Here is a 22,102-nt window from a genome sequence, read left to right as displayed (position 1 = left end):
CCGGCAATGCCGGCGGGCCTTTTTGTTTCCCACATAGAATGCTGCCGCGGGCGCCTCACCGCCGCGGGTACAAATACCCCACGCCGCGGATCGTCTTGATCAGTTCCGGTTTGGCAGGGTCCTTCTCGGTCCGGCGGCGCAGCCGGGTTATGCGGCTGTCGATGCTGCGGTCGAAGGGCTCGTCGCCTCTCGGCGGCGCAAGGTCGAGCAGTTCGTCGCGGCCAATGACCTGGCCCGGCCGCGTGGCGAAAGCCGCGACCAGGTCGAGCTCCATCGGGGTCAGCGACATGGGTCGGCCCTCGGCGTCGCTGAGTGTCCGCGCGACTGCATCGAAGACATAGGCGCCGAACGCGAAATGCCCGGCCGGTAAGGGATCGGCGCCATCGGCTCCTTTCGGCCGGCGCCTGCGCAGCACCGCGGCGATGCGCGCCTCCAGTTCGGTCGGCGCGAAGGGTTTTACCAGGTAGTCGTCGGCGCCGACCTCAAGGCCCGCCACCTTGTCGAAGACCGAATCGGCGCTGGTCAGCATGACGATGCCCGCATCATGATGCTCGCGCAGCCAGCGGGCGAGGCTGAAGCCGTTCTCGCCGGGCATATTGAGGTCGAGAACAACAAGGTCGGCCTTTGCCGCCGTTATCGCCGCGCGCAGTTCGGCGCCCCCTGATGCGGTGCGGACGCCATAACCCTTTGCCTGCAGATAGTCGGCGATCATGAACGCCACGTCGGTCTCGTCGTCCACGACAATGATGTCGGCCATGCCTTCCCCCGATGCCGTGAGCGACCACCGGAGCGTACAGGGCATTCGTGTAGGGTCAACCGCAAGGCGTACCCTGCCCCGCCGGCGATGTCCGGTTCCGGCTCGACAGGTTGAAACAATGGCACTCCGGAAAGACCGCGCGGCGGCATCGTCGTGAAACCTCGCCCCGCCAAAGTGCCCGGCAACGCCATGAGCGATACTTGGACACTACGGATGGCCGGCTTGACAGGTCGGGAGCCATTCCATCCACTGGCCATAAGGGAACGGCGCCATCGGCGCATCAGTGGAGATCTCGCCTTGCCGACCTCCTCGAACCTGCCCCGGCGCCATGCGCTCGCGATAGCCGTGTATAGCCTTCCGCTGCTGTTGCTTATCGCCGGTCTCGGCCTGCACCAGTCCTACAGTTGGCAAGCGCCGCTCCTGCCCTATGCGCTCATCCTGGCGGGCGTGCTGGCTTTCCTCGCTGCCATGCACAGGACGCTGGTGCGTGACCTTGCCCGTCCGGCGGGCTTTCAGGGCGGCGCCGATGCCGAGCAGCAGCTTGCCCGCGAGGCGCTGGAGGCCAGCGAGCAGCGCTACCGCAGCGTCGTCGAACTGCAGACCGAATTCGTCGTTCGCATGTCGCCAGACGGCTACCTGACCTTCGTCAACGACGCCTATTGTCGGGCATGCCGCAAGACCCGGGAAGAGCTTCTCAGCCCATCCTGGTGTGAACTCGACGTGCTTCCGCCTGACGAGCGGCGCCGGTTTGTCGAGTATCTCGGCCGGCTCACCCCTGAGGCCCCGAACGCCAGCATCGAATTGATCAATGCGATGCCGGGTAATATCAACCGATGGCTGGCCTGGAACGATCACGGCATCTTCGATGACGAAGGCCGGCTGATCGAGGTGCAGTCGGTCGGCCGCGACATCTCCGACCGCGTGTACGCCGAACAGGCGCGCATCGAAGCCGAGAAACTGTCGAGAGAAAGGGATGCGCAGTTCCGCGCCATCGCCGAGGGCGTGCCGTTGCCGATTACCATCTCGGCAATCGACGGGCCCGAAATCTTGTTCGTCAACGAACCGGCGCGCAAGATACTCGGCATCGAGATCGGCCAGGTCGGCGCGGAAGCGATATCGACCTGGGAAAGCCGCACCCGTCGCGACGATCTTATGCGGCTTCTGCTGCGCGACGGCCTCGTCGACGCATTCGAGGCCGGCATGACCACCATGCAAGGGACGCGGATCGACACGCTGGTTTCGGCGCGCCTGATCACGCGCGGCGGCCGACCCGCCATGCTTGCCGCCGTCACCGACATCACCCGCCAGCGCGAAGCCGAGGCGGAGATCGCCCGCCAGCGCGAGACGCTCTATCAATCCGAAAAGCTCTCCGCGCTTGGTTCGCTGCTGGCGGGCGTGGCGCATGAGCTCAACAATCCGCTCTCGGTCGTCATCGGCTACAGTTCGATGCTGAAGGAGTTCTCGACCGACAGCGCGACCGTGGGACGCGCCGACAAGATCCATGCGGCGGCCGAACGGTGCTCGCGCATCGTGCGGACGTTCCTAGCCATGGCGCGCAAGAAACCGCCGACAAGAGGTGCCGTCGACATCAATGAAGTCGTCATCGCCTCGCTCGAACTTGCCGCCTACAGCCTGCGCTCGGCCGGCATCGAGATCCGCACCGAACTCGAGGATGGGCTTGCCAATATCTGGGGCGACCGGGACCAGTTGCATCAGGTCATCACCAATCTGGCGGTGAATGCGCAGCAGGCCCTGCTACAGGTTCCGCATCCACGGCGGCTGACGATCATTACCACCGGACAAGACGGCGCCGTCGAGATCGTGGTGGCCGACAATGGTCCGGGCATGCCGGAGACGGTGCGGGCGCGCGCCTTCGAGCCTTTCTACACGACCAAATCTGCCGGCGAAGGGACCGGCGTCGGCCTGTCCGTCTGCCACGGCATCGTGACGGCGCATGACGGCAGCATAGAGCTGGATTCGACCGAGGGCGGCGGGGCACGCTTCAGGATCCGGCTTCCGAGCGGCAAGACCGATGCGGTTTCGGCGCCGGCGACGGCAGGCAAGGCGCCCACAGCGCCATCGGCCGCGCGCATTCTGGTGGTCGACGACGATGCCGATATCGCCGCGATGATCGCCGAGTTGCTCAGGCGCGATGGCCATGACGTGACCATCGCGGACGACGCCCATGCCGCCCTGAGGGCCGTGCGCCACGAAAGGGTCGACCTGCTGATCAGCGACATACGTATGCCCGGCCTCGATGGGCCCGGCCTCTATCGTGCCTTGGAGGAGGTGCGCCCCGGGCTCGCCAGCCGGCTGCTGTTCGTGACCGGCGACACGCTGGCCCCCGAAATCGATCGCTTCATCGGCGAGACGGGCGCGCCCGTGATCGAAAAGCCGCTCGATCCGCAAAGTTTTCGCAGGCTGGTGACGGAGCGCCTCAGCGCAATGGAAGAGGCCAGACCGTGACCAGGCAGAAATTGCTCATCGTCGACGACGAAGCGCCCTTGCGCGAGATGCTGTGCGACTACCTGCCCGTGCACGGCTTCGACGTCCGCGCCATTGCGGATGGAGCCGGCATGCGTGCCGAACTCGACCGCTTCGGCCCCGACCTGGTCATTCTCGACGTCAATCTCATCGGCGAAAGCGGCTACGACCTCGCCCGCGAAATCACCGGACGGAGCAGCATTGGCATCCTGATGCTGACCGCCGTCGGAGATCTGCCGCGCCGGCTCGAAGGCCTCGCCGCCGGTGCCGACGACTATATGGCCAAACCCTTCGAACCGCGTGAACTTCTGGCGCGGGTCAGGAGCGTCATAAGGCGCCTGGGCGAGGAAGAGCGGGCGCCGGCAAACCGCATCCGTTTCGGCCGCTGCGTGCTCGATATGGATGGCCGTACGATGGTCGATCCGGACGGCGCCGACGTGGAACTCACGCCCATGGAATTCGACCTGCTCTGCGTGTTCGCGCGCCATCCCCGGCAGATCCTGTCACGCGACCAGCTGTGCAGGCTGGCGCACAACCGCGACCTCGAGCCGGGCGACCGCAGCATCGACATCCGCATCACGCGATTGCGCAAGAAGGTCGAGGCCGAACCCGAGGCGCCGGCGGTTCTAGTGACAGTGCGCGGCGAAGGCTATGTCTTCGAGCCCGCCCGCGATGAGGTAGGACGGCGCTAGACCGACGACTTGCGACCAGATGCAGGCGTCTGTTGCAGTGCCTCACGCCGTCCCACCCGCTTGCGAACTTCCCGGCGCAGGCTGCGCGAGGTATCGCGCACGACGGGAATGGTCCAGCGCGCGGTTGCGGTCGCGATCAGCAGCCCGGCAACCGGATCGATGAAACGGGCAATTATCGTGCCTTCCCAGACCATGGCTGTTGCCAGCGACACGGCGATCAACAGGTTCGACGAGAGCTTGTCGGAGAACAGGCAAATCTGCGCGCGCGCCAGCGCGGACGCAGCAAGGGCGTTGCGGGCCTTCCAGCGCCGCAGGATCCAGAAATTGACCGCGGCATAGACGAGATTGAGGTTCATGGCGAGGAGCACGCCGGAACCGTGCGGTTCGACGCCGCCGGCCGTGATGCGCTGGACCGCGATGCCGGCGACGACAGCCATGGAAAGACACATGCCGAGGGCAGCAAGGGCGTTAGCGAGGGTTTCGGCCAGGGCTGCCCGGCGCTTGCCGATGCCCGATTTCGTGCCACCGGCCACGACCGCGACAACGACCAGCACCAGCATGTCCATCAGCGTCAGCGCGAGATCGGCGCGGATGGTCAGTGACGTTGACGTGGCGGCCGCGTAAGCCGTCAGCAGCAGGCCAGGCGTGCCCGCCAGGACGGCCAGACGCGCCGTGCGGGCAGCGGTCGCGTCGCCATCCGATCCGCCATTGCTTGCTTGCAAGGTTTGCATCGCCAGAACCTCCTCGTTCTGGCGCCACGGATGACGCAGCGATGTTGCCTGGATTTGCCGATTTGCCGGGTGAAGGTTTCGTTTGTGTCGCCGGGAGGCTCGCGCACCACCATCGTCATCGTTTGCGGACAACAGGCGGACGTTCGTCCCAGGCGGATCGCAACAATCGAAACAATTCGGACGAATTCGGCAATCGCCTGAAACATCCGGCAGCGAAAAGCCTGCCCATGGAGCGCACCCGGCGGGATGGCTCCCCCAAAGAGAAGGAAATCAAGATGAACAGTTTTAGGATTTACGTGGCCGCTGCCTCGGCAATGGCCTGCCTAGTGGCCCCGGCCGGCGCTGCAAGCGGCAGTTCCATCGCTGGCTCGAACCTGGGCAATCTGCCTGCCGTCCAGCATAGCGGTGGCATCACCAACCTGCCGGCAGTCCAAAAGGGCAGCGTCCAGCTCTCGACCGGCGGCAAGAACATCACCGGCCTTCCGGCCGTTCAGCACGGCGCGGGCGGCGGCGGTGGGACCGGCCATGACCGGTCCAAATCCTCGACAAGGCGTTAAAGCGTCCCGCATCAGACCGGACGCGCAAAGGCCGCTCCAACCCTTGAATTCGCGCATGATCCTGGAACCAGTTTCCTGGGGTCATGCGCGATGGCCGTTGGCCGTCATGGCGAAATCAAACGCGGCCGACGCTCCTGGTGCGCTTCGTCTTGCCGGCCTTGCCCAGCCTCTCCACCACCTTCTCGATCTCGCGCTTCAACTCGTCCTTGATATCGACGGTTTCGCTCATCAGCGCGTCGATCTTCATGAAGTCGAGCACGCGGTATTTCGACACCGCCGGGCGGACCAGAATGTCGGGCCGGCATTGCTTCAGCTTGTTGGCGATGATCGACTGCATCATCAATTGGGTGGCGCCGAACATCAGGTCGACCGTGGTCGGATGCTTGCGCTCGATCTCGCTCGGCGCGCCGACGACGTCGATGGCGATGATGATGTCGGCTGCCTTTTCGATGAGATCGAACGGCACGGGGTTGTAGATGCCGCCGTCGATCAGCACCCTTCCGTCGCGCGTCACCGGGCGGAACACGGCGGGAATGGCGGCCGAGGCGGCCAATGCCGAATGCAGGTCGCCGTCGTCGAACACGGCGAGCTTGTGGCCGAAATAGTCGGTCGCCGTTACTTGCAGCGGGATCTTCAGCTCGGCGAAGGTTTCGGGGATGGCGTCGGGCAGGAAGGCTTTCAGGATGCGCTCGATGTTGAACTGGCTGACGCGGATGCCGCCCTGCATCGCCTCGGCGAGGCTGCCCGGGCGGGCGCGCCACATGCGCGTCGCCACCTCGGCGCGGCGGCTGAGGATCGAGCGGGCATAATCGTGGATGTCCTTGCCGGTCATGCCAGAGGCCATGCCGGCGCCCATGATGGCGCCGATCGAGGAGCCGGCGATGGCGACCGGCTTGATGCCCAGTTCGTCCAGTGCTTCGATGGCATGGATATGCGCCAGCCCGCGCGCGCCGCCGCCACCAAAGGCAACACCGAAGGTGGGGCTCATCCCTTGCCCCCCAAAGCCGGCCCGACGATCATGATCGCCGGCTCGGCAGACAGCAGCTTCTTCGCCGCCGCCTTGACCTGATCGAGCGTCACCGCATTGATCAGCGCCGCGCGGCGCTGCATGTAGTCGATGCCGAGCTTGTCCAGTTGCAGCTCGACCAGCGTCGCGGCGATGGCGCTGGAGGAATCCAGATTGTTGATCGCATAGGCGCCGATCATGTATTTCTTGGTTGCCTCCAGCTCGGCCTCGGTCGGCCCCTGCTCCGCCATCTCCTTCACCACCTTGCGCACGATGTCGAGGGTCTCGGAAGCGCGGTCCGAACGCGTCGCCGTAGTGACGATCAGCGCGTTGGAATGCTGGTGGTCGACGAGGTTGGAATCGACGCCATAGGCCAGCCCCCGCTTCTCGCGCACCTCGTCGTGGAGGCGCGAGGTGAAGGTGCCGCCGCCGAGGATCTGGTTCATCAGCACCGCGGCGAAGAAATCCGGGGCGTTGCGCTGCACGCCGGGAAAAGCGAGCTGCAGCGAGGTCTGCGGCAGGTCGTAATTCACCTCCACCTGCTGGCCGAGTTGTAGGGCGGTGTCGGCGACTGGGGCGAGCGCCTGCTTCTGCGGCAGGTCGCCGAAGACCTGGTCGAGCTTGCCTTTCAAAGTCGCGGCATCGATGTCGCCGACCACGGCGACATGCAGGCCGTCGCGAGCGAAACTGGCCTTGTAGAAAGCCCTGATATCGTCGGGCGTGATGGTGGCGATGCTCTGCCTGGTGCCCTCGTCGGGCCGGGCGTAGGGATGCTCGCCATAGATCGCGCGCAGCCATTTGCGCTGGGCGATGGCGTTGGGGTCGCGCTCATTGGCGATGATGCCGGACAGGATCTGGGCGCGGATGCGGTCGATCGGCGCCTGGTCGAAGCGCGGCCTGTTGATCGCGAGCGTGAGCAGGTCGAAGGCGGCGTCCTTCTGTTCGGAAAGCATGCGCATCGAGCCATAGGTGCCGTCGCGCTGCGCATCGAAACCCATTTCGGCGCCGGCATCATCGAGCTTCACCTGGAAAGCGTCGCTGTCGAAATCGCCGGCGCCCTCGTCGAACAGGCCGGTCATCAGATTGGCAAGCCCCTCCTTGCCGGCCGGATCCTGTGTGGAGCCGCCGTCGAAGACGAAGCGGATGGTGACGATCGGCACCGAATGATCCTCGACCAGCCAGGCGGTGATACCCTTGGGCGACGTCACCTCCTGGATGTCCATCGCCCGCGCGGCGAGCGCTGGCAGGATGAGGAAGAGAATGGAGAGGAAGAGGGTGGAGAGGGCGTGCCGGGCTCTTCCTTCTCCCCGCCAGGCGCCCCCTTCTCCCCTTATGGGAGAAGGAAAGAGGCCGCTGTGCTGCATCGTCATCAAATCAATTCCCCGCCTGTTGCTGCGGCAAGAGATACCCTGTCGTCGAATGGTCCAGCACCAGATAGCGCGCCGCGACTTCCTTGACCTCGTCGGCGGTGACCTTGCGAATGCGGTCCGGCCATTCCTCGATATCCTTGACATTGCCGCCGGTGGCGAGCGTCGAGCCATACATGTTGGCCATGTCGTCCTGCTTGTCGCGGGCGAAGATCACCGAGCGGACATAGCGGTCCTTGGCCTTCTCCAACTCGTCCGGCGTGACGCCGTCCTTGGCGATGCGGGCGATCTCGGCGTCGACCGCCGCTTCCACATCGCCGAGCTTGGCGTCGCCGCGCGGCGAGCCGTAGACGGTGAAGTTGGTGGCGTCTAACATGGTGCCCTGGAACCAGGCGCCGGCTTCCCCGGCGATGCCCTGCTTCACCACGAGTTGCTGGTAGAGCCGGCTGCGGTTGCCGCCGCCAAGGATCTCGGCCAGCAGATCGAGCGCCTCGGCCTCGCCGGGCTTGGCGGTGCGATAGGACGGCACCACCCATTGCGTCGAAAAGCTCGGCACGGAAACGCGCGCGTCGGTCAGCGTCACCGTGCGCTTGGTGTTCTGCTCCGGCTCGACCGGGCGGATGCGCGGGGGTAAATCCGGGCCCTGCGCGATTTTGCCATAGGTCTTCTCGGCCAGCGCCTTCACGGTGTCCGGCTCGACATCGCCGGCCACGATCAGTACGGCGTTGTTGGGCCGGTAGTATTTGTCATAGAAGCCAATGGCGTCGGTGCGGTTCAGCTTTTCCATCTCCTGCATCCAGCCGATCACCGGGATGCGGTAGGGCTGGTTCTGCCAGAGCGTGGCGTCGACCTCCTCGTCGAGCACCGCCTGCGGGCTGTTGTCGATGCGCGAGCGGCGCTCTTCCAGGATGACATCGCGCTCGGTCTTGATGACATCGTCGGTGAGGATGAGGTTGCGCATACGGTCTGCCTCGAAGCTCATCATCTCGCCAAGGGCCGACGGCGCCACCGTCTCGTGGAAGGCGGTGTAGTCGTATGAGGTGAAGGCGTTGTTGGAACCGCCGATGGTTGAGACGGCGCGGTCGAACTCACCGGCGCCGTGGTTGGTCGTCGCCTTGAACATCAAATGCTCGAAGAAATGCGCGATGCCAGATTTGCCGGGCGGCTCATCGGCGCTGCCGATCTTGTACCACACCATATGGGTGACGATCGGGGCGCGGTGATCCGGAATGACGATCACCTCCATGCCGTTGTTAAGCAGGAAGTTGGTGACCTTGCCATCGTCGGCGGCGAGCGCGGGGCCGGCCACGGCCAGCGCCGTGATGAGCACCGCACTCCGCAGCCATTCAGTATGAGGTGTCATCGACGGCTCCGGTTGTCATGGCGGGACGATAGGCGGGGTTCATAGACGAGGCAAAGTGAATTGTTCGTCATTTTCGAGGCGGCGCTTCTTCCTTCTCCCCTTGTTGTGGGAGAAGGGAGAGCCTCACTCACCCCACCTCGATAAACCGGATCACCGTCTCGCCATAGCCACGCTCGTCGACCACCGAAAATCCCGGTCCTGGCTCGAAGGACACCGAGGCCACCTCCTCGACCACGCAGAGCGCGCCAGGCAAAAGCCAGCCGCCTACCTTGGCCGAGCGCAGCGCGCGCTCGCCAAGGCCCTTGCCGTAGGGCGGGTCGGCGAAGACCAGGCCGAAAGCCGAAAGCGTGCCCGCCTCGCCCAAAGCCGTGGCATCGCGTCGAAAAATCTTGGTGCGTCCGGTCAGGCCGAAGGTCTCGACATTGGTGCGGATCAGGCCACGCCCTTCGGCTGATTCCTCGATGAAGACGCCGTAGGACGCACCGCGCGACAGCGCCTCGAGGCCGAGTGCCCCGGTGCCGGCGAACAGGTCCAGCACGCGCGCGCCTTCGAGCTTTTCGGCAAAGCGGTGCGCCAGCACGTTGAACACCGCCTCGCGGGTGCGGTCGGTGGTTGGGCGGATGGCATGATCGCGCGGCGTCGCCAGCGGACGCCCGCGAAACTCACCACCGACGATTCTCATTTAGGTCTGGGCCTCATCTGGTCCTGGGACCCTTGGGACCGCCGCGCGGCCGGTCACCGCCCTTGCCGCCGTCCGGACGCTCGCCACGTGGCTTGCCGAACGGCTTTGCGCCAGCCGGTTTGCCATAGGCCGGCTTGTACGAGGCCTTGCGCGCCTTGGCCTCAGCCGCCTTGGCGGCATCGGCATCCGCCCTGCCCTTGCCGATGGGACGCGCGCCCGGCGCCATCCAGACATTGGCCTTGCGCTGGCCCGGTGGCTCGATCGGCCGCTGTTCGCGCTCGGATTTCCTGCCGCCCCCCGGCTTGCCTCCAAATGCACCGCGAGGCTTGTCGCCAAAACCGCCACGCGGTTTGTCGCCAAAATCGCTGCGCTCAGGCCTGGGACCGCGCTCGCCAAAGCTCTTTTCCGGACCGGAACCTCTCTCGGGCCTTGTCGACAGCTTGCCCAGCGCCTCGTCGCGGCTGCCTTCGCGGCGCTTGCGGTTCTTGATCAGGCCGCCCTCGCCGATCGGCCGGCGATCGACCCCGTCGCGCGCAAATTTCGGCCGCTCGGTTTCCTCATGGCGCGGCTCGGTCCGCCGCACCGGCTTGTTGGAAAACGGTTTTGTGATCTCGGCGTCGAAATTGGCGCCGGATTCCTCGACCAGGCGCTCGCCGAGCTGGTCGCGCAGCACGCGGCCCTTGATCTCCAGCACATGGCCTTCCGGCAGATCCTCGAGCTGGAACGGCCCGTAGGAAATGCGGATCAGCCGTGTCACGTCGAGGCCGAGCGAACCGAGGATATTTTTGACCTCGCGGTTCTTGCCTTCGCGCAAGCCGATGGTCAGCCAGGCGTTCGAGCCCTGCTCGCGGTCGAGGCTCGCCTCGATGGCGCCATAGAAGACGCCGTCTACGGCAATGCCTTCGCGCAAGCCGGCGAGCGCGCTTTCCTCGACCTTGCCGTGGACGCGCACGCGGTAGCGCCGCAGCCAGCCGGTGGCCGGCAATTCGAGCACGCGCGACAGGCCGCCATCATTGGTGAGCAGCAGCAGGCCTTCCGTGTTGATGTCGAGCCGGCCGATGGTCATCAGCCTGGGCAGGTCGGCCGGCAGCACGTCGAACACGGTCTTCCGCCCCTCGGGGTCGCGGTTGGTGGTGACGACGCCGGCCGGCTTGTGGAACAGGAACAGTCTTGTGCGCTCGATCGGCGGGATCTCCATGCCGTCGAGATGGATGATATCGCCGGGCATGACGTTGAAGGCCGGCGAGGTCAGAGCCCGGCCATTGACCTTGACGCGTCCGGCAGCGATCAGTTCCTCGGCGTCACGGCGCGAGGCAAGGCCGGCACGGGCCAGCCGCTTGGCGATGCGCTCGCCGGCTTCTTCCGCCGCCTCGGCAGGACGCGGGCGCGGCTTGAAGCCGCCACCCGACGAGCCGGCACCCGGTGCGCGCGGCCGATCGCCACCGAAATCGCGTTTGGGCCGATCGGCGAAGTCGCGCTTTGGGCGATCACTGAAGTCGCGCTTTGGACGATCGCCGAAACTCGGGCGCTCGAAGCGGCGCTCGCCGCCTTCGGCCTCCGAGGCCACAGGCCGGTCGCCACGCGGCGCGTAGGGCTTGCGCGGACCTTCGCGCTTCTCATACGGCTTGCCTTCGGGGCGTGGCCCCTTGCTGAACGGCCGGTCGCCGCTTTTGAAATCGCGCTTCGGCCGCTCGCCGTCGGCAGCCATCGGCCGATCGCCACGCGGCGCGTACGGCTTGCGCGGACCTTCACGCTTCTCATAGGGCTTGCCTTCGGGGCGCGGACCTTTGCTGAACGGTCGCTCGCCGCTCTTGAAATCGCGCTTCGGCCGCTCGCCATCGGCGGCCATCGGCCGGTCGCCACGCGGTGCGTAGGGCTTGCGCGGGCCTTCGCGCTTCTCATAGGGCTTGCCTTCGGGACGCGGACCCTTGCTGAATGGCCGGTCGCCGCTTTTGAAATCGCGTTTCGGCCGTTCGCCTTCGGCGGCCATCGGCCGGTCGCCACGCGGCGCGTAAGGTTTCTTGGCACCGAAGGACGGCTTGCCGCCCTTGCCGGCAGCGCCATCGCGGCCGCGCGGTGCCGCGGCTCTCGGGCCGCTTTTGCCCGGACCTTTTTTGGGCCGGAATTTCTTGTCGTTGTCGTCCATGTGGCCTTTGCCTGTTTGCGCTGCTACAGCGTGGCGCATCCTTTCGGACGCGCAAAGGACGCTGTAGCACTTTGATTTGGCGCATGATCGTTTCCGAAAACCTGAGTCCGATTTTCGGGGTTAGGCGCTAGATAACAGGATCACCGTCAGGTGGCGAGGAGATAATCGGAATGGAAACCGCGTGAAGCGGCCGGATTTCATGGCGCTGGCGCTGAAGGAGGCCGAGGCTGCCGCGCTGCGTGGCGAAGTGCCGGTCGGCGCGGTCGTCGCCAGCGGCGGCACGGTCGTGGCAAAAGCCGGCAACCGCACCCGCGAGCTTGCCGACCCCACTGCGCACGCCGAGATGCTGGCAATCCGCGCGGCCTGCCAGGCGCTCGCGAGCGAGCGGCTGACTGGCCATGATCTTTATGTCACGCTGGAGCCCTGCGCGATGTGCGCCGGGGCGATTTCCTTCGCCAGGCTGCGGCGGCTCTATTTCGGTGCCGCCGACGAGAAGGGCGGCGCGGTGGTCAACGGCGTGCGCTTCTTCGCTTCACCCACCTGCCATCACACGCCCGACATCTACCCGGGCATGGGCGAAAGCGAAGCTTCCCTCATTCTCAAGGATTTTTTCCGGGAGCGGCGCGAAGCCTGAACAGATGCGCGCCGGAACGCTTCTTCGTGGCTTACAGGCCCATCCAGTCGAACCAGCCGCCACTCTTCTTGCCTTGCGCCTCCTTCTTGAGGCGGCGTTCCTTCTTGTATTCGTCCTCGCCGAGTTCGCCCTGTGGCGCGGTGCCGGAGGCGACGCGATAGTCCAGAGGCGGCTCGCTCAGATATTTGCGGGTGTTGGGATCGCCCTGCTTGCCTTCGGCCATGCGGCGCTGGATCTCGGCGGCGCGGCCCTTGTCCGAATCCGCCGGCGACCAGCGCGGCGGGTGGCTCGAGGCCGAATCCGCCAGCGCCTTCTTCACCGCCACCGGATCGGTCTGCACGTCGTCGACGATCTGCGACTGGTAGGCCGGATCGTCCTGGTGGGCGGTAGCGTCGGCACGCAGGCGGGCACGGCGCGCCTCGGGCGATTCGGGCCAGTCGGCGCTCGCCGTCTCGATGCTCTCCTGCGGCGGCGGCAGGTTTTCCTTCTGTCCCGGTGCCGGCTTCACCAACTCGGGACGCGGCTTGTAGTCGATCTTTTCTCCCCGCTTCGGCGAGATCGAAAAGGCGCTGGACAGGTCGCCGGCAAGCTGTTCGCCCGCGGTCTTGTCGGTTCCGTAGGTGGGCGAGCTCATGCAGCCGGACAGAGCGAGGCCTGATACGACAAGCGGCGCCAGCAGCGCAACGCGCGCATAAGTTCTCTCGGTCATGCCAAAAAGTCCCACTTAGACAGCCTCTCGATCGCCGCCGGCCAAAGGTCCGGTCCCCATCACTCAAGCACTTGCGACGGAAATCCGGCGACAATTTGTCGTCCGGAGTTTCGCGTGTTTATCTCAACCGGTCGTTAAGGGCAACGCGCGGGCAGCAAAGCGCTGCCCGGCGTGGTATTTCTGCACCGGCTTATAAACGGCCAAGCGCTTTCAGCTCATGCAGGACGGCCGCGTCGCGCGCCGAGACATCGGGGAATGCCCGGTCCTGCCCGACATCGGCGGTGTAGCGCCATGAACGCGCGCATTTCACCAGGCCACGGTCCTCAGCCTTCTCCACCACCACGGCCACGCCCTTGACGTCGTCCAGCGTGAAAGCGCCGTCAGTCGCCTTGCCATGCGTAATAACAAGGTCGCTAGTGATCGCCATCTCGGCCATGTCGACGTCCGATATCGCCGCTTCGAGCGCCGCGTCGTCGATGGTGACGACCGGAACCGCCTCGAGCGACGAGCCGATGACCTTCTGGGCACGCGCGATCTCAAGCGCGCCGGTGACGACGCGGCGAACCTGCCGCACCTTGCGCCACTTTTCCGCCAGCGCCTCGTTCCTCCAGTTTTCCGGGATTTGCGGGAACTGGTCGAGATGCACCGAAACGGCGTCGGGGTGACGGTCGAGCCAGGCCTCTTCCATGGTGAAGGGCAGCATCGGCGCCAGCCACCTGACCAGGCAGTCGAACAAATGGCGCACGACCTGTACCGAGGCTTTGCGCTTCACGCTGGACGGCGCGTCGCAGTAAAGCGCGTCCTTGCGGATGTCGAAATAGAAGGCCGACAGTTCGACCACCATGAAGTCGAGCAGCGTGCGGGTGACACGCTTGAACTCGAAGGCGTCGTAGCCGGAGCGTACGACATCATCCAGTTCGGCCAGCCGGTGCAGCATCAGCCGCTCCAACTCCGGCATCTTCTCCAGGGCGACCTCATCGCCATCGTCATGGGCGAGCGTACCCAGCATCCAGCGGATGGTGTTCCTGAGCTTGCGGTAGGCGTCGATGTTGGTCTGCAGCACGTTCTTGCCGAGCCGCTGGTCTTCCCAGTAGTCGGTCGTCACCACCCAGAGCCGCAAGATGTCGGCGCCGGACTGCTTGATCACGTCCTGCGGCACGACGGTGTTGCCGAGCGATTTCGACATTTTTCGCCCCTCCTCATCCATGGTGAAGCCATGGGTGACGACGGTGTCATAGGGCGCCCTGCCCCTGGTGCCGCAGCTTTCGAGCAGCGAGGAGTGGAACCAGCCGCGATGCTGGTCGGAGCCTTCGAGATAAACGTCGGCCGGCCATTTCAGGTCCGGGCGGTCCTCGAGCGTGAAGACATGGGTCGAACCCGAATCGAACCAGACGTCGAGGATGTCCATGACCTGCTTCCATTTAGAAGCGTCATGATTGCCGAGGAAACGCTCCTTGGCGCCGGCCGCGAACCAGGCGTCGGCGCCCTCGGTCTCGAAGGCCTCCATGATGCGCTGGTTGACCGCTTCGTCCTTCAGCACATTGCCGTCCTCGTCGGCGAAGACGGCGATCGGCACACCCCAGGCGCGCTGGCGCGACAGCACCCAATCCGGGCGCTCCTCGATCATGGCGCGGATGCGGTTCTGGCCGGCCGCCGGCACGAAGCGGGTGTCGTCGATCGCCTTCAGCGCGCGGCTGCGTAGCGTCGTGCCGTCGCCGAGCTCCTTGTCCATATAAACGAACCATTGCGGCGTGTTGCGGAAGATGATCGGCTTCTTCGACCGCCACGAATGCGGGTAGCTGTGCTTCAGCCGGCCGCGCGCGAACAGCTCGTTGCGCTTGATCAGTTCGTCGATGACGGCCTGGTTGGCGTTGCCCTTCTTGCCATTGTCGTCGATGACGCGCGCGGCGCCGCCCTCGCGGTCCGGCCCGAAACCCGGCGCGTCCTTGGTGAAGAAGCCGGCATCGTCGACGGGGAACGGGATCGCCGTGTCGATGCCGCGCTTGAGCAGCTCGGCCACCGCATCCGTCCAGGCGTCGAAGTCCTCGCGGCCGTGGCTGGGTGCGGTATGCACGAAGCCGGTGCCGGCATCGTCGGTGACATGTTCGCCGGCGATCATCGGCACGGGGTATTCATACCCGCCATCGAGCCCCCTGAACGGGTGCGAAAGCGTAAGGCTGCCAAGCTGTTCGGCCGAAACGTTGTGAAGGCGATTCAAGGCGATCTTGGCCTTGGCCGCCGAGTCTTCGGCGAGCGCGTCGGCGAAGATCAGCTTCTCGCCCGGCTGCGGGCCGAATGCGTTCTCCGCCGCCGTGACTTCATAGAGCCCATAGGCGACGCGCGGCGAATAGCTGACGGCGCGGTTGCCGGGGATGGTCCAAGGTGTCGTCGTCCAGATGACGACATGGGCTTCGAGCAGGTCCAGCGAGGATTCGGACAATGCCGCCGCCTGTTCGCCTTCAGCGCCGGACACCGGGCGGGCGAGGCTGGCGACTGGGAATTTCACCCAGATCATATCGCTCTCATAGTCCTGGTACTCGACCTCGGCCTCGGCCAGCGCCGTGCGCTCGACCACGCTCCACATCACCGGCTTGGAGCCGCGGTAGAGCTGGCCCGACATGGCGAACTTCAGCAGTTCGCCGGCGATGCGCGCCTCGGCATGGAAGGCCATCGTCGTATAGGGGTTCTTGAAATCGCCGACGACGCCGAGCCGCTGGAACTCTGCGCCCTGCACCGAGATCCAGTGCGCGGCGAATTCCCGGCATTCCTTGCGGAATTCGTTGACCGGCACCTCGTCCTTGTTCTTGCCCTTGGCGCGGTACTGCTCCTCGATCTTCCATTCGATCGGCAGGCCGTGGCAGTCCCAGCCGGGCACGTAGTTCGAGTCGTAGCCGCGCATCTGGAACGAGCGGGTGATGACGTCCTTGAGGATCTTGTTCAGCGCATGGCCGATATGGATGTTGCCGTTGGCGTAGGGTGGGCCGTCGTGCAGCACGTACTTGGTGCGGCCGGCGGCGTCCTGCCTGAGCTTGCGGTAGAGGTCCATGTCCTGCCAGCGCTTGACCAGCAGCGGCTCCTTCTCGGGCAAGCCGGCGCGCATCGGGAAATCCGTCTGCGGCAGGTAGAGCGTCTTGGAATAGTCGATCGTTTCAGCGGTATCGGTCATTGGGGTGTCAGTCATCGGTCTGCCATGTGCACTGCCCGGCGGCAAAAGAGCTCGGGCGTTGAACTATCATGATCTGGAAAAAGCGCGAGAGGCGCACGCCAAGATTCCCGGCGGCTCCGGCGGCTCTCAGGCCACCCGGAACACCGGGCTCGTAATTCGTATCGCAATCGCAAAAAGGCGCGAAAAGCTCGTCATGGCCGGGCTTTTAGCGGATTAGGCGTCAGGAATAAAGCACGCAGTTCAAATCGCTACATCGAAAAGTCGAAGCGATAGGTGGTCGACACGCCGACCGTGAACTGGTTGCGGTCGCCGCGCTCCTTGACCAGGCTGGAATCGGCCGCCGGGCCCATCAGGCGCGAATATTCGCCGAACAGGCTGGCTGTCATCGGCTCGGTCACCTTCCAGGTTACCGCGCCCCCAAGCCCGGTCGCCTTCAGCCCGCCGCCGGGATGGTATTCGCTGAGGCCGGACGCCGCCGCCTCCGTAGCGTTGACGCCGTAGTAGGCGTCGAAATAGTCCGCCGAGGCGAAGGAAATGCGCGGCCCGCCCGAAATGCGGACCGTGGGCGTCACGTCGTAAAAGGCATCCGCCGCGATGTCGGCGACAAAGCCGTTGTGGGCGCGGATGCCGTGCCTGAGCTCGGCCCGGGCGCGTACCCAGTCCAGCGGATAGAATTCGAAGAAGCCGCCGGCCTCGCCGCCCCAGCGCACGGGTCGAGGCCCTTCAGCTCATCGTCGCTGTCGCGGGAAAACAGGAGTTTTCCGGTCAGGCCGGCCCGCACGCTGCCGTCGTCGATCAGCGCCAGCGAGATGTTGTCGTTGCGCGAGGTGAAGCGCGCCTGAGGACCGGCCTTGCCGAGCGAGATGATCGGCTGGGCGCTGAGCATGTACCTCTTGCCGCCCTCGAAATCCGGGCGCGACCAGACCCGTGGCTCCGAGCGTCAGATACCAGTCGCCGGAGAGCCAGCTCCCCTTGCCGGCATTCGCGGCGGACACGGTGAGCAGCCCGGAGGCGAGAAGCAGCGGAATCGTCCTGACAATACGCATCATCACCCTTTACGCGAAACACACTGGAGAGAACGCCCGGCAGGGCTCAAGCCATGGCGCCGGTTCAGTAAAATTTGACTTAAGATCCGTAACATCGCGGCCGAACTGTTTGACATTGTAGCCAATTGAACGAGGCGCCGTGATCGCAGCACGCATTGGCAGCAGCCATCGCGGCCGAACTGTTTGACATTGTAGCCAATTGAACGAGGCGCCGTGATCGCAGCACGCATTGGCAGCAGCCGGACAAGCGCCGAACTCGATCAACCGCTCCGGTGACGCAGGACGTCTATCAGCAGGGATAGAGCCGGCGACGTGTGACGCCGGCTTGGGTAGTACAGGTGATAGCCGGGGAAGTACGGGCACCATTCCTCCAGCACCCGGATAAGCCGCCCCTCGGCAACGTGCGGAAGCACCTGGTCCTCAGGCATGTAGGCGACCCCCAACCCGTCCAGTGCTGAACTCAGGCGCATGCCAAGATTGTTGAAGACCAGTTGGCCGTCACCCCGCACCTTCACCTCGCGGCCGTCTTTCTCGAGACCCCACGGGAACAGTCCCCCGTAAGTCGGCAGCCGCATGTTGATGCATTTGTGCGCGGTTAGGTCCTGCGGGGTTTGCGGGGCTGGGAAGCGCTTGAAGTATTGCGGCGAACCGACCACGGCCATGCGGATGTCCGGCCCGATACGGACAGCCACCATGTCCTTCGCGACCTGCTCGCCCATGCGGACGCCGGCATCATAACCCTCGGCGACGATATCCGTCAGGCCGTAGTCGACGATGATCTCAACCTGGACGTCGGGATAGCCCGGCAAGAACCGCTTGAGCGCGGGCTGCAGTACGGAAATCGCCGGGTGCTCACCGGTGGTGATGCGGACCGTTCCGGCCGGCTTCTCGCGCAGCGCGTTCAAGGTGGCCAGTTCTGCCTCGATCTCCTCGAACCTCGGGCCCACGGTGCGCAAAAGGCGATCACCGGCTTCGGTGGGTGCCACACTCCGCGTGGTCCGGGTCAGAAGCCTGAGCCCGACCCGCTCCTCAAGGTTGCGGATGGTCTGGCTGAGTGCCGAGGGCGACACCCCCAACTTGGCTGCCGCGCGCGTAAAGCTCCGCTCTCGGGCGACGGCCGCAAATGCGGCGAGATCGTTGAAGTTCTGCATGGTGTATTTGTTAGTCCAGCTAACAGGCTCATGTGGATTATAGCAGGTTATCGCATGATGCTGCATCCCCTATCTTCTTCGCAGCATCAACGGAGAAGGAGAGCAGGCATGGCAAACGAACGCATTCTAAGCATGGGGCGGCGTGGCTTTCTGAGCGCGGCGGGAAGTTTCGCGGCGGCGCCTCTTCTCTTGGCCACCGGTGCCCAGGCGCCAGCCCAGGAGACGGCTCAAGCGACAGGAGTCAACAGCGCTGCGGCACTGAGCGGGCGGCAGAAGCTGGGCTCGCTGGAAGTCTCCAGCCTCGGCATCGGCGTCCAGAACATGAGCCGGACCTATCAGACGACAATCCCGAGCCGACCCGAGATGATCAACATTATCCGGACCGCCTTCGATCGAGGTGTCACCTTCTTCGACGCCGCCGAGGCCTACGGCCCGCATGAGGTCGAGCGGATCCTTGGCGAGGGAGTCGCGCCTTTCCGCGACCGCGTCGTGATCACCTCGAAGTTTGGTTGGAACATCGACCTGGAGACCGGCGAGCGGCGCCCGGGGCTGAACAGCCGCCCGGACCGCATTAAGCTGGCGGTCGAGGGCATGCTCAAGCGCCTGCGCACCGATCGCGTTGACCTGCTCTACCAGCATCGGGTCGACCCTGATGTGCCGATCGAGGACGTCGCCGGCGCGGTCAAGGATCTCATGGACCAGGGCAAGGTCCTGCACTGGGGGCTGTCCGAGATGGGACTGAACACCCTCCGCCGCGCTCACACCGCGCTGCCGGTCACGGCAGTCCAAAGCGAATACTCAATGCTGTGGCGGGGGCCGGAACGCGAAGTGCTTCCGCTTTGCGCGGAGCTCGGCATCGGCTTCGTCCCATGGAGCCCGCTTGGCGTAGGCTTCCTCACCGGTGCCCTCGACGCCAGAACCCGGTTCGCCGACGGTGATATCCGCAAGATCGAGAGCCGGTTCTCGGCGGAGAACCTGCCGCACAATCTAGCGCTCGTCGAGCTGATCAAGAACTGGGCCAAGCGCAAGCAAGCTACCGCCGCGCAGATCGCGCTCGCCTGGTTGATGGCACAGAAGCCGTGGATTGTTCCCATACCCGGGACAACCCAGATGCCGCACCTGCTCGAAAATATCGGCGCGGCTTCGGTCCGGTTCACGGCGGAGGAACTTGCGGAACTCAATGCCGCGGTCGGCGCAATCCAGGTTCAGGGCGCGCGCCTGCCCGACGCCGTGCTGGTCTATTCAGGCGCCGAAGCGGCGGAAAAGAGCTGAGCCGGTCGTCCCACAACGATCGCATAGGAGTTCGTTATGAAAATCAGAAAGCTTGGCAACCTTCGCGTCTCTGCCCTTGGCCTGGGTTGCATGAGCATGACCTCCGCTTACGGACCGCCAGCCAACAAGGCGGAGATGGTCGGGCTCGTCCGCCTCGCGCACGAGCGGGGCGTGACGCTCTTCGACACCGCCGAGGCCTATGGACCTTTCGCCAACGAGGAGCTACTCGGCGAGGCGCTCGCGCCGATCCGCGATCAGGTCGTCATTGCCACGAAATTCGGGTTTGATATCGATCTTGAGACCGGTGCCCGCAGCGGCGGTACCAACAGCCGGCCCGAGCATATCAAGCGTGTCGCGGACGCAAGCCTCAAGCGCCTGAAAACCGATCGCATCGACCTGTTCTACCAGCACAGGGTCGATCCGAACGTTCCGATCGAAGACGTCGCCGGCGCCATCAAGGACCTGATCGCCGAAGGCAAGGTCAACCATTGGGGGCTTTCTGAAGCGGGCGTCCAGACCATCCGCCGCGCACACGCCGTCCAGCAGGTCACGGCGGTGCAGAACGAGTACTCGCTATTCTACCGGGGCGTCGAAGCGGACGTATTGCCGGTCTGTGATGAGCTTGGCATCGGCTTCGTGCCGTTCAGCCCATTGGGCGCGGGGTTCCTGACCGGCAAGATCGACGAGAACACCAAGTTCGACCCGACCGACTTCCGCAACAATGTGCCTCGCTTCTCGCCGGAGGCGCGCAAGGCCAACATGGCCCTGGTCGATGTCGTGAAGAGCGTGGCCGAACGCAAAGGCGTGACGCCCGCCCAGGTCGCGCTCGCTTGGCTGCTCGCCCAGAAGCCCTGGGTCGTGCCGATTCCGGGCACCACCAAGCGTGACCGTCTTGAGGAGAACCTTGGCGCGGTCGCCGTGACGCTGGCCGTGCAAGATCTGCAGGAACTCGCCGACGCCTTGGCGAAGATCAAAGTCCAGGGCGAACGCCTGCCCGAAGCCGCACTCAAGATGACCGGGCTCTGATTGGGATCCGCACCGTGACCGATGCTCAAAAGCCGACCAGGCGCAAGATCCTCATGTCATCCCTGCTGTTACCGATCATGGCCAGCGGCGCGGACTCGGTCACGCCGGCCGGTGCCGCACCCCGCTCGGACGGCAAGTCGCTGGTGGCGTTCTTTTCGCGGAGCGGCAACACTCGCGTCATCGCCGGGCAGGTCAGCCGGGCGCTGCCGGCCGATCTCTTCGAGATCGTGCCGGCGACACCTTACCCGGCCGACTACTTCGAAACCGTCGAGCAGGCGCGGCAGGAGCGCGATCGCGGCGACCGACCGCCACTCAAAGCCCAGCTTCCGAGCACCGCCCCTTATGCGACGGTGTTTCTGGGATTCCCCATCTGGGGTGAAACCGCGCCGCCCGTAATCCGCACTTTCCTCACGCTCCACGACCTTGCGGACAAGGCCATCATTCCGTTTATCACGCATGGCGGCTTCGGACTCGGCAACAGCCAGGCCGTTCTGGCCAGCCACGCCCCTCAGGCGCGCCTGATGGAAGGGTTTTCGATGCAGGCGCCACAAGAGCGCCAGACCATCGAACGGGTCACCCAGTGGTTGGACACGCTGAAGGTCAAATAGTCGGTTATTCGTCACGGGACTACGACGGTCCCTTTGGAGTCAATTCCTACGCCGCCTGGACGATCTCGACCAGTTCAACGTCGAACACCAGATCCTTTCCAGCCAACGGATGATTGCCGTCGAGCTTGACGCTGGCGTCGTTCACGCCGACGACCGTTACCGGCACGGGGCGCCCCTCGCGGGTTCTGACCTGCAATCGAGTACCGATATCGACGTTGATGTTATCCGGCACGCGAGCGCGGTCGATGGTCATGACCGCTTCGGGGCGGTGGGGGCCATAGGCGGCTTCGGCGGGAACGGTGACGGTGCTTTTCGCACCGACCTCCATGCCCTCGACATGTGTTTCAAGGCCGGGGATCACCTGCCCTTCACCCAGCGTGAATTGCAGCGGTTCGCCGCCGGAAGAATCGAATTGAGTGCCGTCAGCCAGACGTCCAGTATAATTGATGCGCACGGTGTCGCCATTCTTGGCCTGTGTCATAGCGTCATCCTTTGGGAGTTTTTGAGGGACCGGCCAGAGTTCACGGTCCCGTTTTCGATCATCCACGCACTAAGGTGCACGGTGCGAAACCCTAAAACTAGGGCCTTGGCTGCCGATGTAAACCCACAGATTGAGCTATGTGGGCATGACCCGCCCAGCCTCGCGTTCCAGCGGCTGGACTGCACCCGGTTAAGGTAGCTGTAGATATGGAGCTTGAGCGGTAC

19 protein-coding genes and 1 pseudogene are annotated in these 22,102 nt (G+C 64.9%); 8 read left to right on the top strand and 12 right to left on the bottom strand.

From position 1 onward, the window contains the following. Window positions 1-55: 55 nt before the first annotated feature. Window positions 56-757: a response regulator gene (locus ACSQ3Z_RS27480; protein WP_436174418.1), complete on the bottom strand. Its 702-nt coding sequence runs from the start codon at window positions 755-757 to the stop codon at window positions 56-58. Between the two features lie 297 nt (window positions 758-1,054). On the opposite strand from ACSQ3Z_RS27480, the gene ACSQ3Z_RS27475 reads away from it, so the two are divergent. Beyond that, entirely contained in the window at window positions 1,055-3,223 is a 2,169-nt protein-coding gene (locus ACSQ3Z_RS27475; protein ID WP_436174417.1) for a hybrid sensor histidine kinase/response regulator, read from the top strand. Then, window positions 3,220-3,933: a response regulator gene (locus ACSQ3Z_RS27470; RefSeq protein ID WP_436174416.1), complete on the top strand. Its 714-nt coding sequence runs from the start codon at window positions 3,220-3,222 to the stop codon at window positions 3,931-3,933. The genes ACSQ3Z_RS27475 and ACSQ3Z_RS27470 overlap by 4 nt, the downstream gene beginning before the upstream one ends. Here ACSQ3Z_RS27470 and ACSQ3Z_RS27465 read toward each other — a convergent pair. After that, on the bottom strand, window positions 3,930-4,664 hold the full coding sequence (locus ACSQ3Z_RS27465; protein ID WP_436174415.1) for a hypothetical protein: 735 nt from the start codon (window positions 4,662-4,664) through the stop codon (window positions 3,930-3,932). The genes ACSQ3Z_RS27470 and ACSQ3Z_RS27465 overlap by 4 nt on opposite strands. Window positions 4,665-4,705: 41 nt before the next feature. Between ACSQ3Z_RS27465 and ACSQ3Z_RS27460 the strand changes: the two genes are divergently transcribed. Further along, complete coding sequence (locus ACSQ3Z_RS27460) at window positions 4,706-5,221, top strand: hypothetical protein (protein WP_436174414.1); 516 nt, start codon at window positions 4,706-4,708, stop codon at window positions 5,219-5,221. Window positions 5,222-5,336: 115 nt separating this feature from the next. On the opposite strand, the gene ACSQ3Z_RS27455 is transcribed toward ACSQ3Z_RS27460, so the two are convergent. The 5 genes from ACSQ3Z_RS27455 to ACSQ3Z_RS27435 all read right to left on the bottom strand — a co-directional run bounded on the left by ACSQ3Z_RS27455 (window position 5,337) and on the right by ACSQ3Z_RS27435 (window position 11,785). Further along, entirely contained in the window at window positions 5,337-6,209 is an 873-nt protein-coding gene (locus ACSQ3Z_RS27455) for a patatin-like phospholipase family protein (protein ID WP_436174413.1), read from the bottom strand. Next, window positions 6,206-7,597, bottom strand: a complete 1,392-nt coding sequence (locus tag ACSQ3Z_RS27450) for a M16 family metallopeptidase (RefSeq protein ID WP_436174412.1) — start codon at window positions 7,595-7,597, stop codon at window positions 6,206-6,208. The genes ACSQ3Z_RS27455 and ACSQ3Z_RS27450 overlap by 4 nt, the downstream gene beginning before the upstream one ends. Window positions 7,598-7,601: 4 nt before the next feature. Then, entirely contained in the window at window positions 7,602-8,957 is a 1,356-nt protein-coding gene (locus ACSQ3Z_RS27445; protein WP_436174411.1) for a M16 family metallopeptidase, read from the bottom strand. A 127-nt stretch (window positions 8,958-9,084) separates the two neighbouring features. Then, window positions 9,085-9,639: a 16S rRNA (guanine(966)-N(2))-methyltransferase RsmD gene (gene rsmD / locus ACSQ3Z_RS27440; RefSeq protein WP_436174410.1), complete on the bottom strand. Its 555-nt coding sequence runs from the start codon at window positions 9,637-9,639 to the stop codon at window positions 9,085-9,087. Window positions 9,640-9,652: 13 nt separating this feature from the next. Continuing rightward, window positions 9,653-11,785, bottom strand: coding sequence for a pseudouridine synthase (locus tag ACSQ3Z_RS27435; RefSeq protein ID WP_436174409.1), 2,133 nt, complete (start codon window positions 11,783-11,785; stop codon window positions 9,653-9,655). 181 nt (window positions 11,786-11,966) lie between these two features. Here ACSQ3Z_RS27435 and ACSQ3Z_RS27430 point away from each other — a divergent pair, with 181 nt between their 5' ends. Then, window positions 11,967-12,419 carry a nucleoside deaminase gene (locus tag ACSQ3Z_RS27430; RefSeq protein ID WP_436174408.1) on the top strand — a complete coding sequence of 151 codons (453 nt, stop codon included), beginning with the start codon at window positions 11,967-11,969 and terminating at the stop codon, window positions 12,417-12,419. Between the two features lie 31 nt (window positions 12,420-12,450). Here the strand turns inward: ACSQ3Z_RS27430 and ACSQ3Z_RS27425 are convergent, their stop codons facing one another. Beyond that, entirely contained in the window at window positions 12,451-13,128 is a 678-nt protein-coding gene (locus ACSQ3Z_RS27425; RefSeq protein WP_436174407.1) for a hypothetical protein, read from the bottom strand. Between the two features lie 190 nt (window positions 13,129-13,318). After that, a complete protein-coding gene (ileS, locus tag ACSQ3Z_RS27420; RefSeq protein ID WP_436175163.1) occupies window positions 13,319-16,294 on the bottom strand; it encodes an isoleucine--tRNA ligase in 2,976 nt (991 codons plus the stop codon). A 58-nt stretch (window positions 16,295-16,352) separates the two neighbouring features. Here ileS and ACSQ3Z_RS27415 point away from each other — a divergent pair, with 58 nt between their 5' ends. Then, complete coding sequence (locus ACSQ3Z_RS27415) at window positions 16,353-16,511, top strand: hypothetical protein (protein ID WP_436174406.1); 159 nt, start codon at window positions 16,353-16,355, stop codon at window positions 16,509-16,511. A gap of 31 nt (window positions 16,512-16,542) precedes the next feature. On the opposite strand, the pseudogene ACSQ3Z_RS27410 reads toward ACSQ3Z_RS27415, so the two are convergent. Next, a pseudogene (locus ACSQ3Z_RS27410) lies at window positions 16,543-17,340 on the bottom strand (MipA/OmpV family protein). A gap of 260 nt (window positions 17,341-17,600) precedes the next feature. Next, on the bottom strand, window positions 17,601-18,491 hold the full coding sequence (locus ACSQ3Z_RS27405; RefSeq protein ID WP_436174405.1) for a LysR family transcriptional regulator: 891 nt from the start codon (window positions 18,489-18,491) through the stop codon (window positions 17,601-17,603). A gap of 108 nt (window positions 18,492-18,599) precedes the next feature. Between ACSQ3Z_RS27405 and ACSQ3Z_RS27400 the strand changes: the two genes are divergently transcribed. The 3 genes from ACSQ3Z_RS27400 to ACSQ3Z_RS27390 are packed head-to-tail and all read left to right on the top strand — an operon-like array spanning window position 18,600 to window position 21,397. Then, window positions 18,600-19,763 carry an aldo/keto reductase gene (locus tag ACSQ3Z_RS27400; RefSeq protein WP_436174404.1) on the top strand — a complete coding sequence of 388 codons (1,164 nt, stop codon included), beginning with the start codon at window positions 18,600-18,602 and terminating at the stop codon, window positions 19,761-19,763. Window positions 19,764-19,799: 36 nt separating this feature from the next. After that, window positions 19,800-20,789: an aldo/keto reductase gene (locus ACSQ3Z_RS27395; protein WP_436174403.1), complete on the top strand. Its 990-nt coding sequence runs from the start codon at window positions 19,800-19,802 to the stop codon at window positions 20,787-20,789. Window positions 20,790-20,842: 53 nt separating this feature from the next. Then, window positions 20,843-21,397, top strand: coding sequence for a flavodoxin (locus ACSQ3Z_RS27390; protein WP_436175162.1), 555 nt, complete (start codon window positions 20,843-20,845; stop codon window positions 21,395-21,397). 46 nt (window positions 21,398-21,443) lie between these two features. Here the strand turns inward: ACSQ3Z_RS27390 and ACSQ3Z_RS27385 are convergent, their stop codons facing one another. Then, window positions 21,444-21,878: an FKBP-type peptidyl-prolyl cis-trans isomerase gene (locus ACSQ3Z_RS27385; protein WP_436174402.1), complete on the bottom strand. Its 435-nt coding sequence runs from the start codon at window positions 21,876-21,878 to the stop codon at window positions 21,444-21,446. Window positions 21,879-22,102: the final 224 nt, after the last annotated feature.

The sequence above is a fragment of the Mesorhizobium sp. LjNodule214 genome, assembly GCF_964252735.1.
Lineage (GTDB): Bacteria > Pseudomonadota > Alphaproteobacteria > Rhizobiales > Rhizobiaceae > Mesorhizobium.
Note: the sequence above shows the minus strand (reverse complement) of the source record. Positions and strands in the feature narration are given on the sequence as shown.